Genomic DNA, 25,627 nt, shown 5'->3' on the forward strand with positions numbered 1-25,627 from the left:
CGGCCTGCACGTGTCGATCATGAATTCGTTCACTTTTTTCACTGATGGCCACTGGGGGTGTTGGCGACCTTCCTGCGTTTACGAATACGCCGGAGGCTTCATCTTCCTGCCGCGATCATTCGGGAGCGCCAACGCAGCCACAGTTTTGACTGCCAACTTGATCTGAATTTGTTCATTTTTTTCCGGGCCGGGCAATGGGGGAGGGTCTCCCGCTTCGGCGTTTAGCTTCCCGTCCGCGTGTTGCGGAGGGAGAGAGAGAACGGTATGAAGCAGTCCAAGTTGAGTCTGGCCTTGGCCGGCCTGATTGGCGTTGGCGTCATGGTCAAGGCTGATGACGCCATGGCAATGAACTATCACGTGCAGGGAGACCGCATCTTCCTCAGCGGTGGCGTCACCTTCGCCGACGTCGTTTCGCTGCCGGCGCTGCTGGCCAAGGCGCAGGCCGAGGGGCGGCCGATCCGGGAGGTGGTGCTGCGCACCTCCAACGGTGGCGCGCTGATCGCCGGCGAGTGGCTGCAGGGGGTGATCCGCACGTCCGGCCTGAACACCATCGTGTCGGGCCACTGCATCTCGTCCTGCTCGATCATGCAGTCCGGGGGCGTGGAGCGCTATCTGGCCGGCGATCTGCCGATTGTCGATTCGGTGGAGATCCACGCGGCCAACAACGGCAGCAATGTGATCTACGAGCCGTCGCCGCGCATGACACAGATCTACACCGGCAACTACGGCGGCGGCATGGATGCTGGGCTGCTGCACAAGGCGATGTACGAAGTGGTCAAGCCCAACGGTCTGCTGGTGTTCCGCGATCCTGCGCGCACCCCCGGTACGTCGGTCACGTTCGATCCGGATGGCAGCGGCAGCGCGCTGGAGTCGTTCCCTGGGCAGGACATTCACAGCAACCGGATCATCACCGCAACCGGCTATCGTGATCCGGGCGATACGTTGAATGTCACTGCGGACGTCACCGGTGACATCAATCCGGGCTACCTGCGGACGGGACGCCAGCTGCAGACGTTCGTCGATGATGATTTCGCGCGCTGGAGCACCGATCGACCGTCGGCGTACTTTTCCTACGCACTGACCATCTACAACCTTTCCAGCACGGGTCCGCAGGGCATCGGCGCTGGTTCGGTGCAGGATTATCTGAGCGATCCCGGCGTGCAGGCCCTGCTGCTGTCCAAGCTTCGGCTGGGCGATCTGGACGCGTCCACGCTGGACGATTCGATGGGCGTGATCCGGATTGCCAATGGCGCTGTCTGGCGCTCGTCCGCAACCACCGGTGCGGACTTCATGCTGGTCGATAATGGCACCATCGCCCTGGAAGGTGGCGCTCTGCGTGCCCCGGAAGTGCGTGTGCTCGGAGCGGGCATGCTGGTCGGCCATGGCGACGTGGCGGGCACCGCAATGGATAGAACTGCATTGCTGGCTGGCACCGGCCCGTCGTGGCGCGAGGATGGCTTCAACCGCCTGCGCGTGTTCGGCACGCTGATGCCGCGCGGGGGGGATCTGGTGACCCATGGCTACGTCAACATCATGCCCGGCGGCAAAGTGCTGTTCGACGTGACCGAGAGCGGCGGCAGTGCCGGTGGTCGCGTGCGCGTGGGTAATTTCTTCGACCCGTCCACCAACAAAGTGCTCGATGGCGCGCTGGTGATCTCCAAGGGCGCCTTCCTTGAACTGAACGTGGCGCAGGGCTATTACAGCAAGGACTTCCGTCGCGATCTGGTTGAAGGCCCGATCTACCAGGATGGCTTCCAGGAGGTCGTGCGGCTGGGCGACCCTGGCTACAGCGCCAGCATCAGCGGCGGTGAGGTGTTCCGTCCGCGCCACAACTCGCTGTTGAGTTTCAATGTCAGGCAGACGGCCGACGGTCTGTGGCTGACCGCCAACCCGGGCTTCGACCAGTGGGATCTGTTCGCCAACGGCCCGTCCGGTGATGACCTGGGGCGTGTGCTGGGAGCTGCATCCGATCGCCAGGACAGTGGCCTGAAGCCGCTGCTGGGCGCATTGCAGTTTGCCGACCGCGACGTGGTCGCGCAGCAGGCCGGTGCGCTGCGTGGCGATGCGCACGCCACCCTGCGCCTGGCCGACAACGCCCTGCTGGGCAGCATCGGCAACGTGGTCCAGCAGCATCAGGCGGCGATGCGCAGTGCCGGTGGCGATGCCGATGGCCTGGCCGCGCAGGTCGCGCAGTCGATGTCGGCACAGCCGGGCACGCGCCATGGCACCCTGTTCAACCAGCTGGCAATGCATCTGGTCGAGCCGACGGCAGCAGGTGCGGGGGCCAATGGCGATGGCCAGCGTGGCCACGGACTGTGGGCACGTGGCTTTGCCAGCCATGGCCGCATCGATGCCGATGCCGGCGTGGCCGGGATGAGCCATACCGTGGGCGGCATCGTGGTCGGTGCCGATGCGCGCCTGGCCGATGACCGTGTCGGCCTGGGCGTAAGCGTGGCGGCCGCGGACATGTCGACCAAGGCCCGTGGCGCCTCCAGCTTCACCGGCGACGTGCGTGCGCTGGATGTGGGCGGTTACCTGGACGCGATCTACGCGCGCGGTTATCTGTCCGCGGCGGTGCGCTACACCGACCTGCGCCACGACACCCGGCGCAGCATCGCTGGCATCGAGGGCCTGCAGGACCCGCTGCGTGCGAAGTACAGCAACGATGCGATCTCCGCGCGGGTGGAACATGCGTTCTCCTTCACCAGCGGCAAGGGCGTGGTGATCCAGCCGCTGCTGCCGGTGGTGGACTACGCGCGCACCTCCGCGACGCGGTTCAACGAAGGGCAGGGTGTGGCGGCGCTGGCCGGGCGTGGCGGCAGCCTGGAGAGCATCCGGGTCGGTGCGGGCCTGCAGCTGTTCAAGACCTTCGAGGGCAACAACGGCGAGCGCATCACCCCGCGGGCGCGGGTGGTGTGGCAGAAGGAGCTGGGGGATACGCAGGCCCGCTACAGCACCGGCTTTGCGGCGGCGCCGGATCTGGTGTTCGGCAGCAACAGCCAGACGGTGGGCGAGCAGGTGCTGAGCTGGAACCTGGGTGTGACCAGCCGGGCCAGCGAGCGGCTGTCGGTGATGGTCGACTATGTGGGCGAGCGCCGCGACGGCCAGCTGCAGAATGGTGTGCAGCTGGGCCTGGGTTACCGGTTCTGAGTGGCCGGCGGCACCGGCGATGCCCGCATCGCCGGTGCCATCCCAGGACGCACGCTGCTGCGGTATGGTTCGGCATGGAATTCCACCCAGGCCCCTCCATGCAGATCGCAGTCTTCAGCGCCCGGCCCTATGATCGCCGCTTTCTTGACGAGGCCAATCAACGCGGCGCCGCAGAACAGGATTTCGCGTTCGTCTACTTCGATGCCGCGCTGGACCTGCATACCGCCACGCTGGCACAGGGCTGCGACGCCGTCTGCGTGTTCGTCAATGATCGTCTTGATGCCCCTGTGCTGCAGGCCCTGCACGCGCAAGGTGTACGTGCCGTGCTGCTGCGGTGCGCCGGCTTCAACAACGTCGATCTCGCCGCTGCGACGTCGCTGGGCCTGTTCGTCGCGCGCGTGCCGGCCTACTCACCTGAGGCCGTCGCCGAGCATGCCCTGGCCCTGGTGATGACCCTCAACCGGCAGACGCATCGCGCCTACAACCGCGTACGCGAAGGCAACTTCATGCTCGATGGCCTGCTTGGGCACACCCTGCATGGCCGCACCGTCGGCATCGTCGGCACCGGCAAGATCGGTGTGGCGACGGCGCGCATCTTCAAGGGCCTGGGCTGCACGGTGCTGGGCCATGATCCCTATCCATCGGCATCCTTCGCCGGGCTGGGAGAAACCGTGGCTCTGGCCGAGCTGCTGTCCCGCGCCGACATCGTGTCGCTGCACTGCCCATTGACGGCGGATACCCATCACCTGATCAACGATGCGTCGCTGGCGCAGATGAAGGCGGGTGCCATGCTGGTCAACACCTCGCGTGGCGGTCTGGTCGACACCCATGCCGTCATCCGCGCGCTGAAATCACGTCGGCTGGGACACCTGGCCATCGACGTCTACGAGCAGGAAAGCGCGCTGTTCTTCCAGGATCTCTCCGGCGAAATCATCGACGATGAAGCGTTCCAGCGCCTGATGACCTTCCCCAACGTACTGGTGACCGGCCATCAGGGCTTCTTCACCGTGGAGGCCCTGCAGGAGATCTCGGCGATCACGCTGGGCAACCTGGCGGATTTCGCGGCCGGGCGGGCGTGCGCGAACCGGGTGGAGGCAGGCTGACCGAGGGTGGATTGACCACCGGGCAGGGGAGCCCGTAAAATCGCGTGCTCGGCCGGAATAGCTCAGTTGGTAGAGCGGCGCATTCGTAATGCGTAGGTCGCAGGTTCGACTCCTGTTTCCGGCACCATGTTTGATGAAAAGCCCCGGCCCTGGTCGGGGCTTTTTTGTGTCTGGTGGCGCCGGGCCATGCCCGGCGGAATGCGAGGGCAGGTGGCGCGATTCGCCGCCCGACTGGGGGTGAGGGCGACCTTCGGCCGTTAGTGCTTCCTGTCGTCGGCCACAGGCGCGACGGATGGCACTGCGACGTCCAGTGGCCCTGCATCGGCAGGGGCGTTGGCGGGGCGGCACTCTCTCGAACACAGGTAACCCGCATGTCGAACTCGTCGATCTCCCCCCTCATTTCCCGGTCCAGGCTGAGCATGGCGATGTCGTTCGCTCTGATGGCGGGACTCTCCACGCTCGATGCGCAGGCAAGCACCTTCCATCTGAACGGCGACACGATCTACTACTCCGGCGGCGTCGAGAGCAGCGATCCCGGGACCTTGGAGCGCATTCTCAGCGCGGCGAACCGGCAGGGACGGACCATCCGCCAGATCGTCTTCCGCAATTCACCCGGTGGTGCTGCCAGCGGTGGGGTTGGCATGGGCGAGGTCATCCGCCGCAATGGCCTGGATACCGTGCTGGACGGTGGCTGCTACTCGGCGTGTGCCGATGCGTTCGTCGCCGGTGTCAATCGTCGGATCACCCGCTTCGCCCTGCCGGTGTATGGCGGTTACGACATGACCGTGCTGGGGATCCATGGCGAAGCCCGGGATGGTGTTCCCACGCCGTACCCGGGCCAGGAGAAGTACATCCAGTACTACCGGGACATGTTTGGTGCCAGGGACTTTGCCGTCATTGAAGGCCGAATCACCCAGGCGCACTACGAACTGACGGAAAGCTCCGGCTTCCTGCGCTACTTCGATCCGGCCACGATGGCCATCGCGACCCGCTTCTGCCCGACCCGCGACACCAGCGAGGACGGTGGCTGCACGGCCTATCCGGAGGTGACGCTGTTCAGTGACAGGGTGGCGACCTCGATGGACTATGCAACGACCAACGATGTCCTGGTCATCGATGGCAAGCGGGTGAGCGGAAACATCAATCCGGCATTCGATCCCGGTCAGTTCTCCTATGTGCGCGAAGTGGACGTGGACAAGGTCGTCGGCGGCGATGCCGTTGGCGTGATCAAGCTCACCGCGGGCGCCCACTGGGCCGCGACGGAAGACAGCGGTGCGTCGATCCTGTGGGTGGACTCGGGAAGGCTGGACATCACAGCGCAGAGCAGCCTGCTTACCGGCAACAGCGTGATAGGACGCAACGGTGCCGTCGATGTCAGGGACGGTCTGCTGAAGGCCGGGAGCACGATCGTGGACGGTTCGCTGGCCCTCGCCTCGACCGGCGAACTGGACAACAGCGATACGCTGCTGGTCCGGCGTGGAGGTGAGGTGGCGATGGCCGGTGGTCGAATCTCCACGGCCGTCGTGACGCTGGATCCAGGGGCCGCACTGAAGGGGCATGGAACCATCGGCGCGACGGCCTATGTCGGGGACCCGGACTATCCCGACTTCCCCTGGAATGTTCCGCAGGTGGCGCGGGTGAGGGTGGCCGGTGGCGATCTTCATCCGCAGGGCGGCCCGTTGACGGTCAACGGCTATGTCAGCTTCGCCTATCCCAATGCCGGCCGGCTGCTGTTCGACATCACCCCGGAGACGCGCCAGGCGGGCCTTGTACTGGACGCATTCGAAGTCCATCGCTGCGACAGCCAGGGCAGCTACTACTATTGCGGAAACGGGGCGGCCACCACGGCGCCGGGCTTCCTGATCGGCGGCACGGTCGGCAAGCTCGCGCTGGATATCGCACCGGGCTACTACCGCCAGGATCTTTCGATCCCGCTGGTACAGGGACGTATCTATGGCAGCAAGGAAGGCAACGAGCTGACCACCGCGCTGTTGAACGACAGTGACAGCGAGTTCGATGCCAGCGTGCCGCAGCTGCAGGCCGGACAGGTCGCCTTCACCCGTGCCGAGCGGCAGGACGGCTCGGGCTACAGTGCCGATCTGACCAGTGCCGACACGGCACAGCGCAGGTTCCATCCGCGCGAGAACTCGCTGCTCACGTTCAATATCGTGCAGACCGGCGACGGCATCTGGGCGGTCGCCAATCCGGCCTTCGATGACGTGTCTCCGTTCGCCAACGTGGCGTCGGGCGCGGGCCTCGGCCAGGCATTGAGGACGGCCGCGTCGCAGCCGGCGTCGGCGCTGGAGCCGCTGCTGGGCGCACTGCAGTTTGCCGACCGCGACGTGGTCGCGCAGCAGGCCGGTGCGCTGCGTGGCGATGCGCACGCCACCCTGCGCCTGGCCGACAACGCCCTGCTGGGCAGCATCGGCAACGTGGTCCAGCAGCATCAGGCGGCGATGCGCAGTGCCGGTGGCGATGCCGATGGCCTGGCCGCGCAGGTCGCGCAGTCGATGTCGGCACAGCCGGGCACGCGCCATGGCACCCTGTTCAACCAGCTGGCAATGCATCTGGTCGAGCCGACGGCAGCAGGTGCGGGGGCCAATGGCGATGGCCAGCGTGGCCACGGACTGTGGGCACGTGGCTTTGCCAGCCATGGCCGCATCGATGCCGATGCCGGCGTGGCCGGGATGAGCCATACCGTGGGCGGCATCGTGGTCGGTGCCGATGCGCGCCTGGCCGATGACCGTGTCGGCCTGGGCGTAAGCGTGGCGGCCGCGGACATGTCGACCAAGGCCCGTGGCGCCTCCAGCTTCACCGGCGACGTGCGTGCGCTGGATGTGGGCGGTTACCTGGACGCGATCTACGCACGCGGCTACCTGTCCGCGGCGGTGCGCTACACCGACCTGCGCCACGACACCCGGCGCAGCATCGCCGGCATCGAGGGCCTGCAGGACCCGCTGCGTGCGAAGTACAGCAACGATGCGATCTCCGCGCGGGTGGAACATGCGTTCTCCTTCACCAGCGGCAAGGGCGTGGTGATCCAGCCGCTGCTGCCGGTGGTGGACTATGCGCGCACCTCCGCGACGCGGTTCAACGAAGGGCAGGGCGTGGCGGCGCTGGCCGGGCGTGGCGGCAGCCTGGAGAGCATCCGGGTCGGTGCAGGCCTGCAGCTGTTCAAGACCTTCGAGGGCAACAACGGCGAGCGCATCACCCCGCGGGCGCGGGTGGTGTGGCAGAAGGAGCTGGGCGATACGCAGGCCCGCTACAGCACCGGCTTTGCGGCGGCGCCGGATCTGGTGTTCGGCAGCAACAGCCAGACGGTGGGCGAGCAGGTGCTGAGCTGGAACCTGGGTGTGACCAGCCGGGCCAGCGAGCGGCTGTCGGTGATGGTCGACTATGTGGGCGAGCGCCGCGACGGCCAGCTGCAGAACGGCGTGCAGCTGGGGCTGGGTTACCGGTTCTGAGTGGCCGGCGGCACCGGTGATGTCCGCATCGCCGGTGCCGCTGGCGCCACCCTGCAATCCTGACCGATGAAGTGGTCAGAGAGACCATCCGATGCACCCTCGACGTACCGCTGAGCCAGCGGGACGCTTTCCTCTGCTCTGAATGCTGCCGGCCCCGGTGTCCAAGGGCGCATGTCGCTTCCCGATGGATTATGGTGAAGCTTCTGGAAGCGCTGTCCCAGATGCGAAGGGGCGGCGATTGGATCATTCGTCCAGAGGATTTCCTCGCCGGTTGGACACAAGGGCGCGGCACTCAAGCGAAATTCAGACGGCGACAGGGGGCAGGATGAACGATGCATCGGGGCAGACAGGACGGAAGTCATTCTGGTCGAGGTTCGGACGGTACGTGCTGGGATTGGGGTCGATAGTGGTGGCAGTGGGCACCAGTCTTTTTCTTGCCGAGGTGAGGGCATGGACATGCCTGGATGCTCCCAAGGCCGATGAGCTGCGGTATCCGGAGGCCAAAGGCAGTGTCTCCTACCGTGAGCTGGCATCGCAGTCGCTGCAGCCCTCCTTCGACGGAAGGGAAGTAACGTTCAATGCGAAGGCATACGGTGAGTATGATCGGACTGCATATACCGCCTATATGACCCCTGCACGCAGGAGCAGTTCAATCGCGTACGTCGTGGGGACGGACGAGAAGGTGCAGGAGGGACCGTTCGGACGCGAGATGCCGAAGGTGGCGGTCCTGCTCTCGCCGGAACTGTCCAAGCAATGGAGTGCGCTCGCCAATGGCAGTGGCGTGCGGATAGATGGCCACGCGGAGTTTCTGCATGACGCACCTCCCGGGTCTGACATGGCCAGAGGGCAGGAATCCATGCGCAGGCTCGGGCAGGACCCGTCAGTGATGCGGGTTCCGGAGTTTGCCGACTTCTGGGTAGTGGCGACCAGGATCACCCCTTTGAAGGCGCTGAACGACCCGCGGGATCGCCTCATGTGCAGGTGGCGCACTTTCGAGACCTAATCGGCACGCGGCGCAATGTCGTGCATGCCGGGTGCTGCAACTGCTGCCTGCCCAGCGACTGGGCAAGCAACCCCCGTCCGCAGTCTGAACACGTTCATTCGACTTTGCCGAACGAGGGATTCCGGCGTGGCGACACCTGCGGCTGCGATGCTCCGCGCCCCACTGCGCGCACGGTGCGACAACGTGTCGCAGCCAGAATGGGGCCTTTCCTGCGGAGGATCATTGTCAATGCCTTTCTTAAATGGTGGGTGACGGCCTAAAATTGCAAGGCTGACTCGACCCCACCTCCCTGCCTGTCTCCGGACGGGTGGGACCGGCTTTGGCCGGAGCGGGCAGGACGGGGAACGGCATTCCCTCGCAATTGGATCGACCGATGATTCCGTTGAAAACCCTTGGGCGCTGGTTGCGCCCGGGCCTGCTGCTCGCAGTGCTGGTGATGCTCACCGGCTGCGATGCCGTGGCCATCCTCAGTCCGAAGGGCCAGATCGGCCAGGATGAGAAGACCCTGCTGATCACGGCCACCGTGCTCATGCTGCTGGTCGTCATCCCGGTCATCATCATGACCCTGACCTTCGCGTGGAAGTACCGCGCTTCCAACACCAAGGCCCGTTACGAGCCGAAGTGGTCGCACTCGACGGCGATCGAGGTGGTGGTGTGGTCGATCCCCTGCATGATCGTGCTGGTGCTGGCTGTGCTGACCTGGCGCTCCTCGCACGCGCTGGATCCGTACAAGCCGCTGGAATCGGACGTCAAGCCGGTCACCATCGAGGCGATCTCGCTGGACTGGAAGTGGCTGTTCATCTATCCGGAAGAGAAGATCGCGGTCGTCAACGAGATCAAGTTCCCGGTCAACACCCCGCTGAACTTCAAGATCACCTCCGACACGGTGATGAATGCCTTCTTCATCCCGCACCTGGGCAGCATGATCTATTCGATGGCGGCGATGGAGACCAAGCTCCACCTGATCGCCAACGAAACCGGTGAATTCCCGGGCATGTCCTCGCACTACAGCGGTGCGGGCTTCGCCAAGATGCACTTCACTGCCTATTCGGTCACCGATGCCGAGTACCGCCAGTGGCTGGACCAGGTCCGCGCCGGTGAGCAGACGCTGGACAAGGCCTCGTTCAAGGCCCTGGGTGAAGCGCGCAATGCCGAGTGGTATCCGGTGACCTACTACGGCCGGTCCGAGGAGGGCCTGTTCGACTGGGTCATCGCCAAGCACATGGGCGACAACAAGCACTACGGCATGAAGCACGCCCATGCGGGCGCCGCTGCCGCCGATGCTGCCAGCCATGAAGGGCACGAAGGCCACGCCCCGAGCGAAGAGCACAAGTCCAAGGAGTCCGGGGAAAACCTGGATGCCACTGAACACGAGCACGCCGGCCACGCCGGTCATGCGGGCTCGGGAGAATGAACATGCTGGGAAAACTCTCTCTTGAGTCGATCCCCCACGATCCGATCGTGCTGACCACACTGGTCGGTGCGGTGCTGGGTGGCCTGGGCGTCGTCGCCCTGATCACCAAGTTCAAGCTGTGGGGCTATCTGTGGAAGGAGTGGTTCACCTCGGTGGATCACAAGAAGATCGGCGTGATGTACCTCATCGTCGCCTTCGTCATGCTGCTGCGCGGTTTCTCCGACGCGATCATGATGCGCACCCAGCAGGCCATCGCCGTCGGTGGCTCCGAGGGTTACCTGCCGCCGCACCACTACGACCAGATCTTCACCGCCCACGGCGTGATCATGATCTTCTTCGTGGCGATGCCGTTGATCACCGGCCTGATGAATCTGGCCGTGCCGCTGCAGATCGGTGCGCGCGACGTCGCGTTCCCGTTCGTCAACTCGCTCAGCTTCTGGCTGTTCGTCGCCGGTGCGGTGCTGATCATGCTGTCGCTGTGGATCGGTGAGTTCGCCGCCACCGGCTGGCTGGCATTCCCGCCCTTGTCGGGGATCGAATACAGTCCAAGCGTAGGCATGGACTACTACATCTGGGGTCTACAGGTGGCGGGTCTGGGTACCACGCTGAGTGGTATCAACTTCTTCATCACCATCCTCAAGATGCGCACGCCGAGCATGAAGCTGATGCAGATGCCGGTGTTCACCTGGACTGCCCTGGTGACCAACGTGCTGATCGTCGCTGCCTTCCCGGTGCTGACCATCACCCTGGTGCTGCTGACCCTGGACCGTTACCTGGGTACGCACTTCTTCACCAATGACGGTGGCGGCAACGCCATGCTGTACATCAACCTGATCTGGATCTGGGGCCACCCGGAGGTGTACATCCTGGTCCTGCCGGCGTTCGGCGTGTTCTCGGAAGTGATCGCCACGTATTCGCGCAAGGCCCTGTTCGGTTACAAGGGCATGGTCTACGCCACCGCCTGTATCGGCGTGCTGTCGTTCATCGTGTGGCTGCACCACTTCTTCACCATGGGTTCGGGTGCCAACGTCAATGCCTTCTTCGGCATCACGACGATGATCATCTCCATTCCCACGGGCGTGAAGATCTTCAACTGGCTGTTCACCATGTTCCGCGGCCGCGTGCAGTTCACCACGCCGGTGCTGTGGACGATCGGCTTCATGGTCACCTTCACCATCGGCGGCATGACCGGCGTGATGCTGGCCATCCCGGCCATCGATTTCGTGCTGCACAACAGCCTGTTCCTGATCGCGCACTTCCATAACGTGATCATCGGCGGCGTGGTGTTCGGCATGTTCGCGGGCATCACCTACTGGTGGCCGAAGATGTTCGGCTTCCGCCTCAACGAGTTCTGGGGCAAGTGCGCGTTCTGGTGCTGGTTCATCGGCTTCTACGTGACCTTCATGCCGATGTACGTGCTGGGCTTCATGGGCATGACCCGTCGCCTGCAGAGCACGGTCAATCCGGCCTATGAGCCGCTGCTGCTGGTTGCTGCTGCAGGTGCCTTCATCGTCGGTGCCGGCATCCTGTGCCAGATCATCCAGGTGGCCGTGTCGATCCGCGACCGCAAGAAGACCGTCGACCTGACCGGCGATCCGTGGGATGCCCGTACGCTGGAGTGGGAAACCTCTTCGCCGCCGGCGTTCTACAACTTCGCCACGCTGCCGGACGTCACCGAGCTGGACGATTTCTGGGAGCGCAAGCAGCGCGGTGAGGCCTGGCCGAAGCCGGCGAAGTACACCGACATCCACATGCCGCGCAATACCGGCACGGGTGTTGTCATCGGTGCCTTCAGCCTGGTGTTCGGCTTCGCGATGATCTGGCACATCTGGTGGCTGGCCATCGTCGGCTTCGTCGGCATGATCGCCACGTTCATCTACCGCACCTTCGACCAGGACGTGGACTACTGGGTCCCGGCCGCCGAGGTGGAACGCATCGAGAACGAACACCGCAAGCACCTGGAAGCCCAGGGCCTGGTGAAGTCGGAGCTGAAGGCATGAGCACCAATACCTCGACCCTGAGCCACGGGCACGCCGCGCATGCGGCGGCCCATGGCCATGACGACCACGAGCACCACGACACCGGCGGCAACACCGTCTTCGGTTTCTGGGTGTACCTGATGAGCGACTGCCTCATCTTCGCGTCGCTGTTCGCCACCTATGTGGTGCTGGCCGGCGGCACCGATGGTGGCCCCGGTCCGAAGGACCTGTTCGAACTGTCGTTCGTGGCCTGGGAAACCGCGCTGCTGCTGACCTCCTCGCTGACCTTCGGTCTGGGCATGATCGCCCTGCACCGCAAGCAGGTGGGCCAGATGTACCTGTGGCTGGCAATTACCTGGCTGCTGGGCTTCGGCTTCATGTGCATGGAAGTGTGGGAATTCCAGCACCTGATCCACCAGGGCTATGGTCCGGACCGCAGTGCCTTCCTGTCGGCGTTCTTCGCCCTGGTCGGTACCCACGGCCTGCACGTCAGCGCCGGCCTGCTGTGGCTGCTGGTGATGTTCGTGCAGCTGAAGAAGTACGGCCTGACCCCGACCAACAAGACCCGCATGGCGTGCCTGAGCCTGTTCTGGCACTTCCTGGACCTGATCTGGATCGGCGTGTTCTCCGTCGTCTACCTCAATGGAGCGCTGTAATGGCACATGACAACCACGCACACGATCATGGCACCGGTGGCGAAAGCCACGGCAGCGTGAAGTCGTACCTGATCGGCTTCGTGCTGGCAGTGGTGCTGACCGTCATCCCGTTCTGGATGGTGATGTCGGGCGACTTCTCCCGCACCGTCAACGGTGTGGTGATCGCGATCACTGCCGTGCTGCAGATGCTGGTCCACCTGGTGTTCTTCCTGCACCTGGACCGCTCCTCGGAGAGCCGCTGGAACGTCAACGCTGCTGCCTTCACCATCGTGGTGATCGGCATCATCGTGGTCGGCACCCTGTGGGTCATGCACAACATGAACGTGCATATGATGCACTGACGTCCCCGCGACGTTGCCACGCAGAAAGGCCGCCCCCCGGGCGGCCTTTCTGTTGTCGGGTGGATGGGGTCGGACCCCATGTCGCAGGCGAGGGCTCCGACCTCGCACGCCGGGCCTCACCCCACCTTGCGCAGGAACTCCTCGGCATCCATCGGCCGACCCAGGTGGTAGCCCTGCAGCTGGTCGCAGCCCAGTTCGCTCAGGTACTCGCGCTGGGCCTGGGTCTCCACGCCCTCGGCCACCACCTGCAACTGCAGCGTACGGCCCAGGGCGATGATCGAGGAGACGATCGCGGCGTCTTCGGCATTGCGTTCCAGGTCGTGCACGAAGGCCCGGTCGATCTTCAGCTCGGTGGCCGGCATGCGCTTGAGGTAGAGCAGGCTGGAATAGCCGGTGCCGAAATCGTCGATGGCGATGTGCACGCCCATCGCGGTGAGATCGTTGAGAATCGCCAGGCTCGCGTCGACATTCTTCATCGCAGTCGTTTCGGTGATCTCAAGCGTCAGCAGAGGCGGATCGATGGCGTGTCGTTCCAGCGCCGCACGCACGCTGGCCAGCAGCGTTGGCGAGGCGAACTGCAGGGGAGACAGGTTGACCGCCATCGTCCAGCCGCGATGGCCGGCATCATGCCACGCACGCAGCTGGGCGCAGGCGCGATCCAGCACCCAGTCACCGATCGGGAGGATCAGCCCGCTGCGCTCGGCGATCGGGATGAACACGTCCGGTGCCAGCAGGCCCAGTTCCGGGTGCTGCCAGCGCAGCAGCGCTTCGGCGCCGCTGGCGGGGGCATCGGCGGCGGGAAATTTCGGCTGGTAGTGCAGCACCAGTTCGTCCCGGGCGATGGCCTTGCGCAGATCCTGCAGCAGCCGCAGCTGGCGGTTTGCACTGAGCTGCATCGAGGGGGTGAAGAACGTGTAGCCGTTCCGGCCGGTGTCCTTGGTGTGGTACATGGCTGCATCGGCGTGGGCCATCAGCTCGCGTTCGTTGCCGGCGTCATCCGGGTACAGGGCGATGCCGAGGCTGGCGCTGACCTGCAGCTCTGCCGCGTCGAGAATGAAAGGCTCGCTGGCCGCGGCGATGATGCGCTCTGCGACCACCACGGCGTCATCCGGCATGTCGATCGCCAGCACGATCACGAATTCGTCCCCGCCCAGGCGCGCGAAGGTGTCCTGCGGTCGCAGCAGGCCGCCGATGCGTTGCGCGACGGCGACCAGCAGGCGATCACCCAGTTGATGACCGTAGGCGTCGTTGACCGCCTTGAATCCGTCAAGATCGCAGAACATCACGGCCACCGCGTGCTGGTGCCGGCAGGCCTTCTCGATGGCCTGTTCGATGCGGTCCTGCAGCAGCATGCGGTTGGGCAGCTGGGTCAGCGGGTCGTGCAGCGCGGCCTGGATCAGCCGGTTGTTGGCGTGCGCGAGCGAATCGGCCAGCAGCCCGGTGCGGACCCGCATCTGGCGATCGAACAGGGAGGCCACCAGCGCGATGCCAAGCGTCGCCACGGTGGTGACGATGACCAGTACCGCCAGCCAGCGGGCATCGATGCCGCCGTTGACCACGGCACCGCAGATGCTGCCGTCCGCGAAGCGTGCGGCCGCCATGCCGGTGTAATGCATGCCGACGATGGCCAGCCCCATCACCAGCGAGGCGAGCAGGCGCAGGCGCAGCGTGTTGCGCTGCTCGGTGCGCAGGCGGAAGGCGATCCACAGCGCAGCGCCGGCTGCGCCGATGGCCACCACGATCGATGTCGCGAACCATCCTGGGTGGTAGTCGATGCCAGGCTGCATGCGCATGGCGGCCATGCCCAGGTAATGCATGGCGGCGATGCCGGTGCCCATCAGCACCGCACCGGCCAGCAGCCGCCGTCGCGGCAGGCTGGGGCGGGAGACCAGCCACAGCGCATAGGCCGATGCGCCGATCGACACGGCCAGGGAGTAGAGGGTGATGGCCAGGTCGTAACCGAGCGGGATCGGCAGGTCGAACGCCAGCATGCCGATGAAGTGCATCGACCAGATGCCCAGACCCATCGCGGCGGCGCCTCCAGCCAGCCACCAGCGGGCGACGCGTCCCTGCGCGCTGGCGACACGCCCGGCCATGTCCAGGGCCGTGTACGAAGCAAGAATGGCCACCAGCAGAGAGATGGCGACCAGGCTCTGACTGTAACTGCCAGTCATGTTGAATCCAGTGGGAAAGGGAGGGGCGCCCGCAAGGCGCACGCCCGCGACCCCTATCGGCGCAGGTGGGCGGTACTTGAGCGGTCGCAGCACCTGCGACCGGGCTCGGCTATCCTGCCACGCCCGTCCCCGCCGCAGGAAATTCCCAGATGGCAAAAGCCCGCACCGCCTACGTCTGCAATGAATGCGGCGCCGAGTACAGCAAATGGCAGGGCCAGTGCACCGAGTGCAATGCCTGGAATTCGCTGTCGGAAATCGTCCTGGAAAGCGCGGCGGCGGCCAAGGCGCCGGCATCGCGGCGGGCCGGCTGGGCGGGCAAGGTCGATCCGCCGAAGATCACCGCCCTGAAGGACGTGGAGCAGACCGAGCATCGCCGGGTCAGCACCGGCATCGGCGAGTTCGACCGCGTGCTCGGCGGCGGCCTGGTGGAGGGGGCGGTGGTGCTGGTCGGCGGCGATCCCGGCATCGGCAAGTCAACCCTGCTGCTGCAGGCGGTCGCCAGGATGGCGGCCGAGCTGCCGGTGCTCTACGTCACCGGCGAGGAGTCTTTGGCCCAGGTGGCCGGTCGCGCGCATCGGTTGGAACTGCCCCTGGATGGCGTCAACGCGCTCGCTGAAACCGGCGTCGAGTCGATCCTCCAGCACGCGGCCAAGGCCGGCCCGCGCCTGATCGTGGCCGACTCGGTGCAGACGCTGTGGACGGAAAGCCTGACCGCCGCACCGGGGTCGGTCAGCCAGGTGCGCGAGAGTGCCGCACGGCTGGTGCGTTTCGCCAAGGAAACCGGCACCGCCGTGTTCCTGGTCGGCCACGTCACCAAGGAAGGTGGCATCGCCGGCCCGCGTGTGCTGGAACACATGGTCGATGCGGTGCTGTACTTCGAAGGCGAAAGCGGCAGTCGCTTCCGGCTGCTGCGTGCGTTCAAGAACCGTTTCGGCGCGGTCAACGAGCTGGGCGTGTTCGCCATGGGCGACAAGGGCCTGAAGGAGGTCTCCAATCCGTCGGCCATCTTCCTGTCCGGTGGAAGTACGCACCAGCCCGGCAGCTGCGTGATGGTGACCCGTGAAGGAACCCGTCCGCTGCTGGTGGAGGTACAGGCGCTGGTCGACGCGTCGCCGCTGTCGAACCCGCGCCGTGTCGCTGTAGGCCTGGAGCAGAACCGTCTGGCCATGCTGCTGGCGGTGCTGCACCGGCACGGCGGTGTGCTGGTGGGCGATCAGGATGTGTTCGTCAATGTCGTCGGCGGCATCCGCGTGCAGGAGACGGCCGCCGACCTCCCGGTGCTGCTGGCGGTACTGTCGTCGCTGCAGGACCGGCCGTTGGCCGAGAAGACCATCGCTTTCGGCGAAGTGGGCCTGTCCGGCGAGATCCGCCCGGTGCCCAATGGTGAGGACCGGCTGCGCGAGGCGGCCACCCATGGTTTCAGACGTGCGATCGTGCCGAAGGCCAATGCGCCCAAGGGCGGCTCGGTCAAGGGCATGGAGGTGATCGCCGTGGAGCGCCTGTCCGAGGCGATCGACGCGGCGTGATTGCATCGGAGGCGCGCCGGCGGCCGCAATTCTGTTGAGCCGGGCCACGCGCGCCTGCTTCCCCAGCAAAGGACCCCGGGCATGCGTCGATGCTACAGCCGCCCGATGCGGCAACGGTCAGCCTCCCTGTGCTAGTTTTTCCCGCTCGACGAAGGCGCCCTGTGGCGCCTTTCCGTGCCCAGGAGTAAACGATTACATGCAGGACCCCGCGCTTACCGCCCCCGCCGCCGAAATCCGCCGTGCGGGCGTCGACCTCAATGGACTGATGACGGTGCTGGGCAAGCACCTGTACTCCACGCCGATGGTGGCCCTGCGCGAGCTGGTGCAGAACGCGCATGACTCGATCATCCGCCGTCGCATCGAGCAGCCGGGCAGGGACGTGCCTTCCCGGATCTCCGTCCAGGTCGACGCCACCGCCGGCGTGCTGCGCATCAGCGATACCGGGGCGGGCCTGACCCGCCAGGAGATCCACGATTACCTGGCGACCGTCGGTGTCGGCTACACCCGTGGCCTGCGCCAGGGCGGCGCCGACGAGGATGGCCTGATCGGCATGTTCGGTCTCGGCTTCCTGTCCGCCTTCGTGCTGGCGCGTCGGGTCAGCGTTCGCACCACCTCCTACCAGACGCCGGAACTCGGCCATCTGTACGTGTCCAGCAATGCCGAGCAGTACACGGTCAGCGAAGTGCCCGCACGCGAGATCGGAACCGAAGTGGAGCTGGAACTGCACCCCGACTTCCTGCCGCTGGCCAACGAAGCACGCCTGCACGAGGTGCTGGGGCGGTACTGCGCGCTGCTGTCCGAACCAATCTTCATCGGTGCCGCCACCTCGGCGATCAATCCGGAGCCGCCGCCGTGGCGGGCGCAGGGCGAGGTCGCGTTGCACCCGGTGCAGGCGCGCCGGCAGTCCCTGCAGTTCGCCGCGCGTTTCGAGCATGACTTCGAGCCCATCGTCACCCTGCCGCTGCGCGCCGATGGCGTCAGCGACGCCACGGGCCTGTTGTGGGTGCAGGATGGCGCCACCTATGGCACCAGTGACAACCGCAATCTGTCAGTGTTCGTGCGCGGCATGCTGCTGGACGACGATGCACGTGACCTGCTCCCGCCCTGGGCCGGCTTCATCGGTGGCGTGATCGAGTCCTCGCGGCTGACGCCCACCGCCAGTCGTGAGGATCTGCAGCGCGATGATCATTACCGCGCCGTGCAGCATGCCCTGCTGGAGGCGTTGATCGATGGCCTGGCCGAGGTCGCACGGCAGCAGCCTGAAGCCTGGCGCCGGGTGCTGGCCCGCCACAACGAAGCGCTGCTGGGCGCGGCGCTGTGTGATGACCGCCTGTTCGAACTGCTGGTGGAGCACGTGCGCGTGCCGACCTCGCAGGGCGATCTGCCGGCCAGCGCGCTGCCGGCACGCGGCGCCGTGCATGTGATCCTCGACAACGGTGGCGGTTTCGAAGAGATGCTGTTCCGCGCGATGGGGGTGCCGGTCGCGCATGGCCATCGTTATGCGGTGGTTCCGTTCCTGCGTCGCTGGGCCCAGGCCAAGGGCCTGCGTCTGGTGGAACTGGGCACCGAGCAGGGCAACCGCGCACTGTTCCGTACCGATGACAGCCTCGATGAGGGGCAGCTGGCCTGGCTGCGTGAGCAGTTGGGGGATGGTGAGCAGCTGCTGCCGGCGCGCTTCAGTCCGGAGGCACTGCCGGTGGTGGTGGTGCCCGACCGCGAGGCCGAACTGAAGCAGCGGCTGGAGGACGACGAGAACGACAAGCGTGTGTCGATGGCCGCGCTGCGGCTGGCCCGCCAGTTCACTGCACGCATCGAATCGCGTGCACCGTCGCGGCTGTATCTCAACCTCGACAACACCGCGGTGCAGGCGCTGCTGCGCGCACAGCGCGAAGGCCACCCGCAGGCCGAAGCGGCTGCACGCCTGCTGCGCTCCCTGAAGATCATCGTCGCCGCGCAGGGCAGGCCCCTGGCGCGGACGACGGCAACCGCAGGCCCCGACCTCAATGGAGCCTTCACCGACATCGCGGGCGCGCTGCAGCAGATGCTGCGCTGACGCCCGCTCTCATCCAGCCTTCGCTAGACAGGAGCACGTAATCCCCTCATGGACATCTGGAACTGGGTAGAAAAACTGCAGGGCGACCTGCGCCAGGCCGGGCAGGCGCAGAACGCGCACCTGCTGAACCGCCTTGCAGACGACGTCAGCGAGCTGCAGGTCGACCGCGTCGATGCGCTGTTGCCCGAGGCGCGTGCGCTGGGCAAGGCGCTGGACAATCCCTGGGTCGATGTCTACGTCGGCCACTGGGCGCTGCGCAACCGCGTGGGCAACCGCGTCGAAGGTGAAAGTGCACTGGGCGAGGCGGTCGCGCTGTTCGAGCGTGCGCATCGCGAGGACACCCTGGAGTGCCCGCAGTCGATCTGCGTGACCCAGGATCTGGCCGCCTGCTACGGCAACATCGACGGCCCCGGCTGGGTGCCCGAACGGGTCGAGGTCTGCGACGAGACCCTGGCACGCATCGATCCGAGCTGGGCCTGCTTCCAGTGCCTGAGCTGCGAGAAGGCGGACGCGCTGCTGGACGACGGTCGGGGCCAGGAGGCGCTGGATTACCTGCAGGCACAGGCCGACGCGATCGAGGCCTGCGGCAAGGAGGTGTTCGACAGCTTCCCGGAGATGCAGATCAAGATCCTTCTGGGCCTGGGCCGCGCTGAGGAAGCGCTGGCACTGATCGAAAAGCGGGAGGCCGAGGTGGTCGCTTCGGGCGAGTATGAGCCGGCCAACTGCACCGTGCCGCGCCGCCTGTCCAAGGCCTGGGCGCTGGCACAGCTGGGCCGCGACGAAGAAGCGCTGCAGCAGATGGTGCCGTGGAGCGAGCTGACGCCGAACTACTGGCGACTGTGGGCGAACACCGCCGCCGCGTTGTGCCGGCGCGATCCGGCGCGCAACACCTGGGACCTGGGTACGCGCTTCAACACCATCATCGAACATTTCGCCCGCGTCGGTTCGCACCGGCTGTTGATCGAGGTGGCTGCACTCAGCCTGGAGCTGGCGCTGCAGCGGGGCGCGCGCTGGGTGGCGCAGCGGCAGCTGGGCCTGGCCCGTGCCCACCTTCCGCAGCTGCGCCAGGACCGCGGCGCGTCCGCGCTGGTGGCCGCCCTGGCTGCACGCGTGGAAAGCCTGCCGGAGGTCGCGCCGTTGCCGGTGCCGGCCACGGAGCTGCTGGCGTGGCTGGAAGCGCGCGGGGAGCAGAACCACTCGCGCGATCCCGAGCAGGAGGCGCAATGGTTGCTGCAGGCCCACGCACAGTGTCCCGATGATGAGCCGTTGGCCGACACGGCGGCTTCGGCGCTCAATGCCTGCGGCGCGCAGGCCGAAGCACGCGCACTGCTGTGGGACTTCGTGGCGGCGCATCCGCAGCACGATGGTGCCGCGGCCTACACGCTGATGCGGTGGCTGGCCGAACAGGGCGATGACGCCGGCCTGCGCCGGTTGGCGGATGTCTTCCGCGACAGCGTGCCGGTGTTCGCCCACTGGTGCGAGGTGCAGCGCGCGCGCCGGGTGTCCGACTGGCCGGCGTTGGAGCTGGCCGCAAAGGCACTGCTGGAGCTGTCGCCGGGATCGCATGGCGCGCGTGGCACGCTGGCCCGCATGTACATGGAGACCGGACGCTTCAGCGATGCCCAGGCCTGCTACGCGCAGCTGATCGAACTGCTGGAGGAGCCCAATGCCGCGCATTGGGACCACATGAGTGCCGCCAGCGCCGCGCATGACTGGGACGCTGTGCGGCGGTCGGCGGCGGCGATCGGCATGGAACTGTCCAGCACCGAGGGTGTGGTCGAAGAGCCGTGGGGCTGGGTGATCATCCGCAGCGAGGAAGAGGGCGAGCCGATGGAGTACTACGCCCGGCGCAGTGGCCCGGTGACCGCCCGCATCGTCGAGAACGCGCCGGCCAACCGCGCCCAGCAGGTGGGTGACTGGGTGGTGTTCGACGCGGCGCTGGTGCATCCGGCACCGGAAGACGAGGAGGCACGCGAGCACTTCATCCCGACCTACGCACAGGTGCATGTGCTGGAGCGTGGCGGCTTCGCCCGCAGCTGGCTGATCGACGGCGCCCATCCGGGTGAGGACGCCTGGAATGCCCTGGTCGAGGCGGTTGAGGCGCAGGGCTGGAAAATCTGGGCCCACAGCCGTCCCGACTACACCGTGACCGACCCGGAGGCCGAGGATGGCACGCTGCCGGGGCTGCTGTTCACCATCGCCCAGCCTCAGGATCACGCACCGCTCGCGCTGCACCGGTTCCTGCAGCAGGCCACCGCCGGCTGGGCACATCCGCTGTGCTGGCTGCGCCTGGCCGAAGCCTGCGACCAGGATCGCCAGCCGCATCTGGACGTGATCGAGCGGTACGGCCTGTAGGCACGCCTCGCTCGCCGGGCATGGCCCGGCGCCACTGCTCTGCGCCGCCGGGCGATGCCCGGCGGACCTGTCATCCGATCAACGGGAGTGTCCGAACACCAGCTCGATCGCGAACTGGCTGCCGAAGAAGGCCAGCAGCAGCAACAGCATGGCCGTCAATGTCCAGTGCACCGCCTTCACCCCGCGCCAGCCGTAGCGGCGGCGGCCGATCAGCAGCACGCCGAAAACGATCCACGACAGCACGCTCAGTACGGTCTTGTGCACCAGCTTCTGTGCAAGCAGGTCATCGACGAACAGGACGCCGGTGACCAGGGTCAGCGTGAGCAGGGCGAAGCCCACCGCGATGACCCGGAACAGCAGCGCTTCCAGATCGGCCAGCGGGGGCAGGGCGCGCAGCCAGGGGCGGAATTCGCGGCGGCGCAGGGCGCGTTCCTGCAGCCACAGCATGATCGCCAGCAATGCCGCGATGCTCAGCGTGGCGTAGGCCAGCAGGGCCAGCCAGGCATGGCTGGCCAACCGCCAGCCCAGCACCTTGCTCGGCTCGTGGCCATAGCCGTGATAGGCCAGCAGCAACAGTGCCGCGAGCGGAAACACCACCACGCCCAGCGCGGACATGCGGCCGCGTGCGCCCACCAGCGACGTCAGCCAGGCCATGCCCAGGCCGACCAGCGACAGCGCCGCGAAGAAATGCATGTCCGGCCCGCCGTTCGTGCGCATCGCCACCATCACGTGATAGCCGCCATGCAGCACGATGGCTGGCAGCGCCGGCCACAGCCAGGCGGGCGAACCTACGGCACCATCGCGGCCGAGCGCGCGCACCAGCAGGACGCTGGCGGCCAGGTAGAGCAGGACGGCGATGAGAACGATTGTCATCGTGGCAGTTTCGCATACCCCCGGGGTGCTGGCGACGGCCGCCGTGTCGCAGCCCGGGAGCAGAGGCGGACCGGCTATACTGTGTGCCTTATTGTCCCCCGTTTTCAGACAGGTCGCACCGCATGTTCGAGTCCCTGACCCAGCGCCTTTCCGGCACCATCGAGCGCCTGCGCGGCCGTGGCCGCCTGACCGAGGAGAACATCCGCGAGGCCACCCGCGAGGTCCGCATCGCGCTGCTCGAGGCCGATGTCGCGCTGCCGGTGGTACAGGCGCTGATCGAGCGCATCAAGGTGCGCGCCGTTGGCCAGGAAGTGTTGAAGTCGCTGACCCCCGGCCAGGCGCTGATCAAGGTCGTCCGCGACGAGCTGACCGCGGTGATGGGCGCTGAAGCCAGCGACCTGAACCTCAACGTGCCGGCGCCGGCCATCATCCTGATGGCGGGCCTGCAGGGCGCCGGCAAGACCACGACCGTGGGCAAGCTGGCCAAGCACCTGAAGGAAAAGCGCAAGAAGAAGGTGATGGTGGTCTCGGCCGACGTCTACCGTCCGGCGGCGATCGAGCAGCTGAAGACCCTGGCCGAACAGGTCGGCGTGCTGTTCTTCCCGTCCAGCGCCGACCAGAAGCCGGAAGCCATCGTCCGCGCCGCCATCGACGATGCGCGCAAGTCGTTCGTCGACGTGCTGCTGGTCGATACCGCCGGCCGCCTGGCCATCGACGAAGCGATGATGGCCGAGATCAAGGCCCTGCACGCAGCGGTCAACCCGGCCGAGACCCTGTTCGTGGTCGATGCCATGACCGGCCAGGACGCGGCCAACACCGCCAAGGCCTTCGGTGATGCGCTGCCGCTGACCGGCGTGGTGCTGACCAAGACCGATGGTGACGCCCGTGGCGGTGCCGCGCTGAGCGTGCGCTACATCACCGGCAAGCCGATCAAGTTCGTCGGTGTCAGCGAAAAGCCGGACGGCCTGGATGTGTTCCATCCGGACCGCATCGCCAGCCGCATCCTGGACATGGGCGATGTGCTGTCGCTGGTCGAGCAGGTCGAGCAGCAGGTCGACAAGGACAAGGCGGCCAAGCTGGCCGAGAAGGTCGCCAAGGGCAAGAAGTTCGACCTGAACGACATGCGCGACCAGCTGGAGCAGATGCAGAACATGGGCGGCATCGGCGGGCTGATGGACAAGCTGCCGGGCCTGGGCAACATCCCGGACCACCTCAAGCAGCAGGTCAGCCAGGGCAAGGAAGTGCCACGCATGATCGCCATCATCAGTTCGATGACCAAGAAGGAACGGCGCAATCCGAACCTGCTCAACGGCTCGCGCCGCGCGCGCATCGCCAAGGGCTCGGGCGTGACTCCGGCCGACGTCAACAAGCTCATGAAGCAGTACATGCAGATGGAAAAGATGATGAGCAAGATGGCCGGCGGCGGCATGAAGGGCATGATGCGCAGCATGAAGGGCATGATGGGCGCCATGGGTGGCCGCGGCATGCCGTTCCGTTGATCAACATCGGGGGCGGAACCTGTTCGGATCCGACCCCGCCTGCAACGACTGGCGTATGCTGGGCGGCGACCTCTCCCGCAGGTATGTCGCGTGAACGCATCGCCGATTCTTGAACGCGCCGACGCCTTCTGTCGGCGTTTTTCATTGCAGCTTCCGATCCTCCTCGCCCCCATGGCCGGTGCCTGTCCGGTGCCGTTGTCGGCGGCGCTGGCCAATGCTGGCAGCATGGGCGCAATGGGCGCGGTGCTCTCCTCGGCCGCGGATATCGGGCGGTGGATGGATGAGTTCCGGGCCATCTCCACCGGCCCGGCGCAGGTGAACCTGTGGTTGCCGGACCCGGCGCCGACGCGCGACGTGGTCGCCGAATCCGCCAGCCGTGCCTTCCTCGCGCAGTGGGGACCGGAGGTGCCGGCCAGTGCGGCCGATGCCACGCCAGCCGATTTCGAGGACCAGTTCGCTGCGTTGCTGGCCGCGCGCCCGGCGGTGGCCTCGACCATCATGGGCGTGCTTTCCCCCGCGCATGTGCAGCGGTTGAAGGACGCCGGCATTGCCTGGATCGCCTGTGCCACCACGCTGGCCGAAGCGCGGGCCGCACAGGACGCCGGGGCCGATGCGGTGGTGGCACAGGGGGCTGAAGCCGGTGGCCATCGCGGGGCCTTCGATCCGGCGCTGGCCGAACGCCAGCTGGTCGGCCTGTTCGCACTGCTGCCGCGGCTGGCGGACCATCTTCGAATTCCGGTGATCGCGGCCGGTGGCATCGCCGACGGGCGTGGCATCGCCGCGGCATTGACGCTGGGTGCCAGCGCGGTGCAGATCGGCACCGCGTTCCTGCGCACACCGGAGGCGGCACTGGCGCCGGCCTGGGCCGACGCGCTGGCGATCACGGAACCGGAGGATACCTGGCCGACGCGTGCGTTCAGTGGCCGACTGGGCCGCGGCCTGGCAACGCCCTATGTACGCGCCGCTGCGGCGGCCGGTGCGCCGGCTCCGCGCCCGTACCCGGTACAGCGTGGACTGACCGGGCCGATGCGCGCGCAGGCCACGCGCGAGAACCGGCTGGCGGCGATGCAGGCCTGGGCCGGGCAAGCGGCGTGGATGGCGCCGGCCCAGCCGGCCGCCGACGTGCTGCGCGGCATGTGGGAACAGGCGCAGGCGCTGCTGCGATGATGCTGACCTGCAACGGCCAGCCGGCGCAGGTGGAGGATCTGCTGCCGGCGCTGGTGAATTACGGTCACTTCACCTCGCTGCAGGTGCGTGGCGGAGCAGCGCAGGGATTGGACCTGCATCTGGCTCGATTGTCGCAGGCTACGCGCGACCTGTTCGGCAACGAGCTGGATACGGCGCAGGTGCGCAGCTGGATGGCGCAGGCGCTGCAGAAGGCCGGCCTTGCCGACGCCTCGCTGCGGGTGACGGTGTTCTCGCGTCACTTCGACTTCCGCGATCCACTGGCCCGCGTGGCGGTCGATGTGCTGGTGGCGGTATCCGCGCCGGTATCGCTGTCCGCGCCGCGGCGCGTGCGCAGCGTCACCTGGCAGCGGGAGCTGCCGCAGATCAAGCACGTCGGCACGTTCGGCCTGTTCGCGCAGCGTCGCGCGGCGATGGCCGATGGGTATGACGACGCGCTTTTCGTGGACACGCAGGGGCACGTCAGCGAGGGCACGACCTGGAACGTGGCCGTGCATGATGGGCACCAGCTGATCTGGCCACGCGCCGCCGCGCTGCGGGGTACCGCAGAGGCCCTGCTGCGTGCGCATTGGAACGGACCGCAGGTGTGCCGGCCCCTGCCGGCAGGCGCCCTGCATGGAGTGCAGGCTGCGTTTGCCTGCAATGCCAGCGGACTCTGGGCGCTGCAGAGCATTGATGGGCGGGCCCTGGGCGGCTCGCTGGCGTTGGCTGAACAGGGCCGGGCGGTACTGGCCGGCGTGCCGTGGCAACCGCTTTCCTGAACGGATGCATGACCTGCCGGCCGCCGGGAATGGCCGGGCGCTACCGTGACGCATGGGGTTGGCTCGGCCACGCTCTGCCGCTATAATCGCC

At 66.6% G+C, this 25,627-nt stretch carries 16 protein-coding genes and 1 tRNA gene; 15 read left to right on the forward strand and 2 right to left on the reverse strand.

All coding sequences use genetic code 11. The features are described from left to right. Positions 1–264 precede the first annotated feature (264 nt). From N7367_RS10395 to cyoD, 9 genes are all read left to right on the forward strand, one after another. Positions 265–3,150: an autotransporter outer membrane beta-barrel domain-containing protein gene (locus N7367_RS10395; RefSeq protein WP_279942327.1), complete on the forward strand. Its 2,886-nt coding sequence runs from the start codon at positions 265–267 to the stop codon at positions 3,148–3,150. A 98-nt stretch (positions 3,151–3,248) separates the two neighbouring features. Further along, entirely contained in the window at positions 3,249–4,253 is a 1,005-nt protein-coding gene (locus N7367_RS10400) for a 2-hydroxyacid dehydrogenase (RefSeq protein ID WP_279942328.1), read from the forward strand. Between the two features lie 51 nt (positions 4,254–4,304). Next, positions 4,305–4,380 (forward strand) — tRNA-Thr (locus tag N7367_RS10405). A 298-nt stretch (positions 4,381–4,678) separates the two neighbouring features. Further along, the gene (locus tag N7367_RS10410) at positions 4,679–7,717 is read left to right on the forward strand and encodes an autotransporter domain-containing protein (RefSeq protein WP_279942329.1); all 3,039 of its coding nucleotides are present in this window, start codon (positions 4,679–4,681) and stop codon (positions 7,715–7,717) included. A gap of 415 nt (positions 7,718–8,132) precedes the next feature. After that, positions 8,133–8,720 (forward strand): hypothetical protein, encoded by a 588-nt coding sequence (locus tag N7367_RS10415; RefSeq protein WP_279942330.1) that lies wholly within the window; start codon positions 8,133–8,135, stop codon positions 8,718–8,720. 373 nt (positions 8,721–9,093) lie between these two features. Then, entirely contained in the window at positions 9,094–10,134 is a 1,041-nt protein-coding gene (gene cyoA / locus N7367_RS10420; protein ID WP_053518989.1) for a ubiquinol oxidase subunit II, read from the forward strand. 2 nt (positions 10,135–10,136) lie between these two features. Next, positions 10,137–12,134 (forward strand): cytochrome o ubiquinol oxidase subunit I, encoded by a 1,998-nt coding sequence (gene cyoB / locus N7367_RS10425; protein ID WP_053518988.1) that lies wholly within the window; start codon positions 10,137–10,139, stop codon positions 12,132–12,134. Further along, complete coding sequence (gene cyoC / locus N7367_RS10430) at positions 12,131–12,769, forward strand: cytochrome o ubiquinol oxidase subunit III (RefSeq protein ID WP_065174633.1); 639 nt, start codon at positions 12,131–12,133, stop codon at positions 12,767–12,769. The genes cyoB and cyoC overlap by 4 nt, the downstream gene beginning before the upstream one ends. Next, positions 12,769–13,110: a cytochrome o ubiquinol oxidase subunit IV gene (gene cyoD, locus N7367_RS10435; RefSeq protein WP_053518984.1), complete on the forward strand. Its 342-nt coding sequence runs from the start codon at positions 12,769–12,771 to the stop codon at positions 13,108–13,110. Before cyoC ends, cyoD begins: the two co-directional genes overlap by 1 nt. A 116-nt stretch (positions 13,111–13,226) precedes the next feature. Here cyoD and N7367_RS10440 read toward each other — a convergent pair whose 3' ends face one another. Further along, positions 13,227–15,284, reverse strand: coding sequence for a bifunctional diguanylate cyclase/phosphodiesterase (locus N7367_RS10440; protein WP_279942331.1), 2,058 nt, complete (start codon positions 15,282–15,284; stop codon positions 13,227–13,229). Positions 15,285–15,433: 149 nt separating this feature from the next. Between N7367_RS10440 and radA the strand changes: the two genes are divergently transcribed. The 3 genes from radA (at position 15,434) to N7367_RS10455 (ending at position 21,218) form a co-directional block, all read left to right on the forward strand. After that, positions 15,434–16,810 (forward strand): DNA repair protein RadA, encoded by a 1,377-nt coding sequence (gene radA / locus N7367_RS10445; RefSeq protein WP_053518980.1) that lies wholly within the window; start codon positions 15,434–15,436, stop codon positions 16,808–16,810. Between the two features lie 196 nt (positions 16,811–17,006). Continuing rightward, entirely contained in the window at positions 17,007–18,863 is a 1,857-nt protein-coding gene (locus N7367_RS10450) for an ATP-binding protein (protein WP_279942332.1), read from the forward strand. Positions 18,864–18,911: 48 nt separating this feature from the next. Next, positions 18,912–21,218: a tetratricopeptide repeat protein gene (locus tag N7367_RS10455; protein ID WP_279942333.1), complete on the forward strand. Its 2,307-nt coding sequence runs from the start codon at positions 18,912–18,914 to the stop codon at positions 21,216–21,218. Between the two features lie 78 nt (positions 21,219–21,296). On the opposite strand, the gene ccsA is transcribed toward N7367_RS10455, so the two are convergent. Beyond that, positions 21,297–22,091 (reverse strand): cytochrome c biogenesis protein CcsA, encoded by a 795-nt coding sequence (ccsA, locus tag N7367_RS10460; RefSeq protein ID WP_053518974.1) that lies wholly within the window; start codon positions 22,089–22,091, stop codon positions 21,297–21,299. Positions 22,092–22,213: 122 nt separating this feature from the next. Here ccsA and ffh point away from each other — a divergent pair, with 122 nt between their 5' ends. The 3 genes from ffh (at position 22,214) to N7367_RS10475 (ending at position 25,536) form a co-directional block, all read left to right on the forward strand. Then, complete coding sequence (gene ffh / locus N7367_RS10465) at positions 22,214–23,590, forward strand: signal recognition particle protein (RefSeq protein WP_053518973.1); 1,377 nt, start codon at positions 22,214–22,216, stop codon at positions 23,588–23,590. Positions 23,591–23,680: 90 nt separating this feature from the next. After that, entirely contained in the window at positions 23,681–24,757 is a 1,077-nt protein-coding gene (locus N7367_RS10470) for a nitronate monooxygenase (protein WP_279942334.1), read from the forward strand. Continuing rightward, positions 24,754–25,536: an aminotransferase class IV family protein gene (locus tag N7367_RS10475; protein WP_279942335.1), complete on the forward strand. Its 783-nt coding sequence runs from the start codon at positions 24,754–24,756 to the stop codon at positions 25,534–25,536. Before N7367_RS10470 ends, N7367_RS10475 begins: the two co-directional genes overlap by 4 nt. Positions 25,537–25,627 lie beyond the last annotated feature (91 nt).

Source organism: Stenotrophomonas sp. GD04145 (assembly GCF_029835135.1).
GTDB lineage: Bacteria > Pseudomonadota > Gammaproteobacteria > Xanthomonadales > Xanthomonadaceae > Stenotrophomonas > Stenotrophomonas maltophilia_P.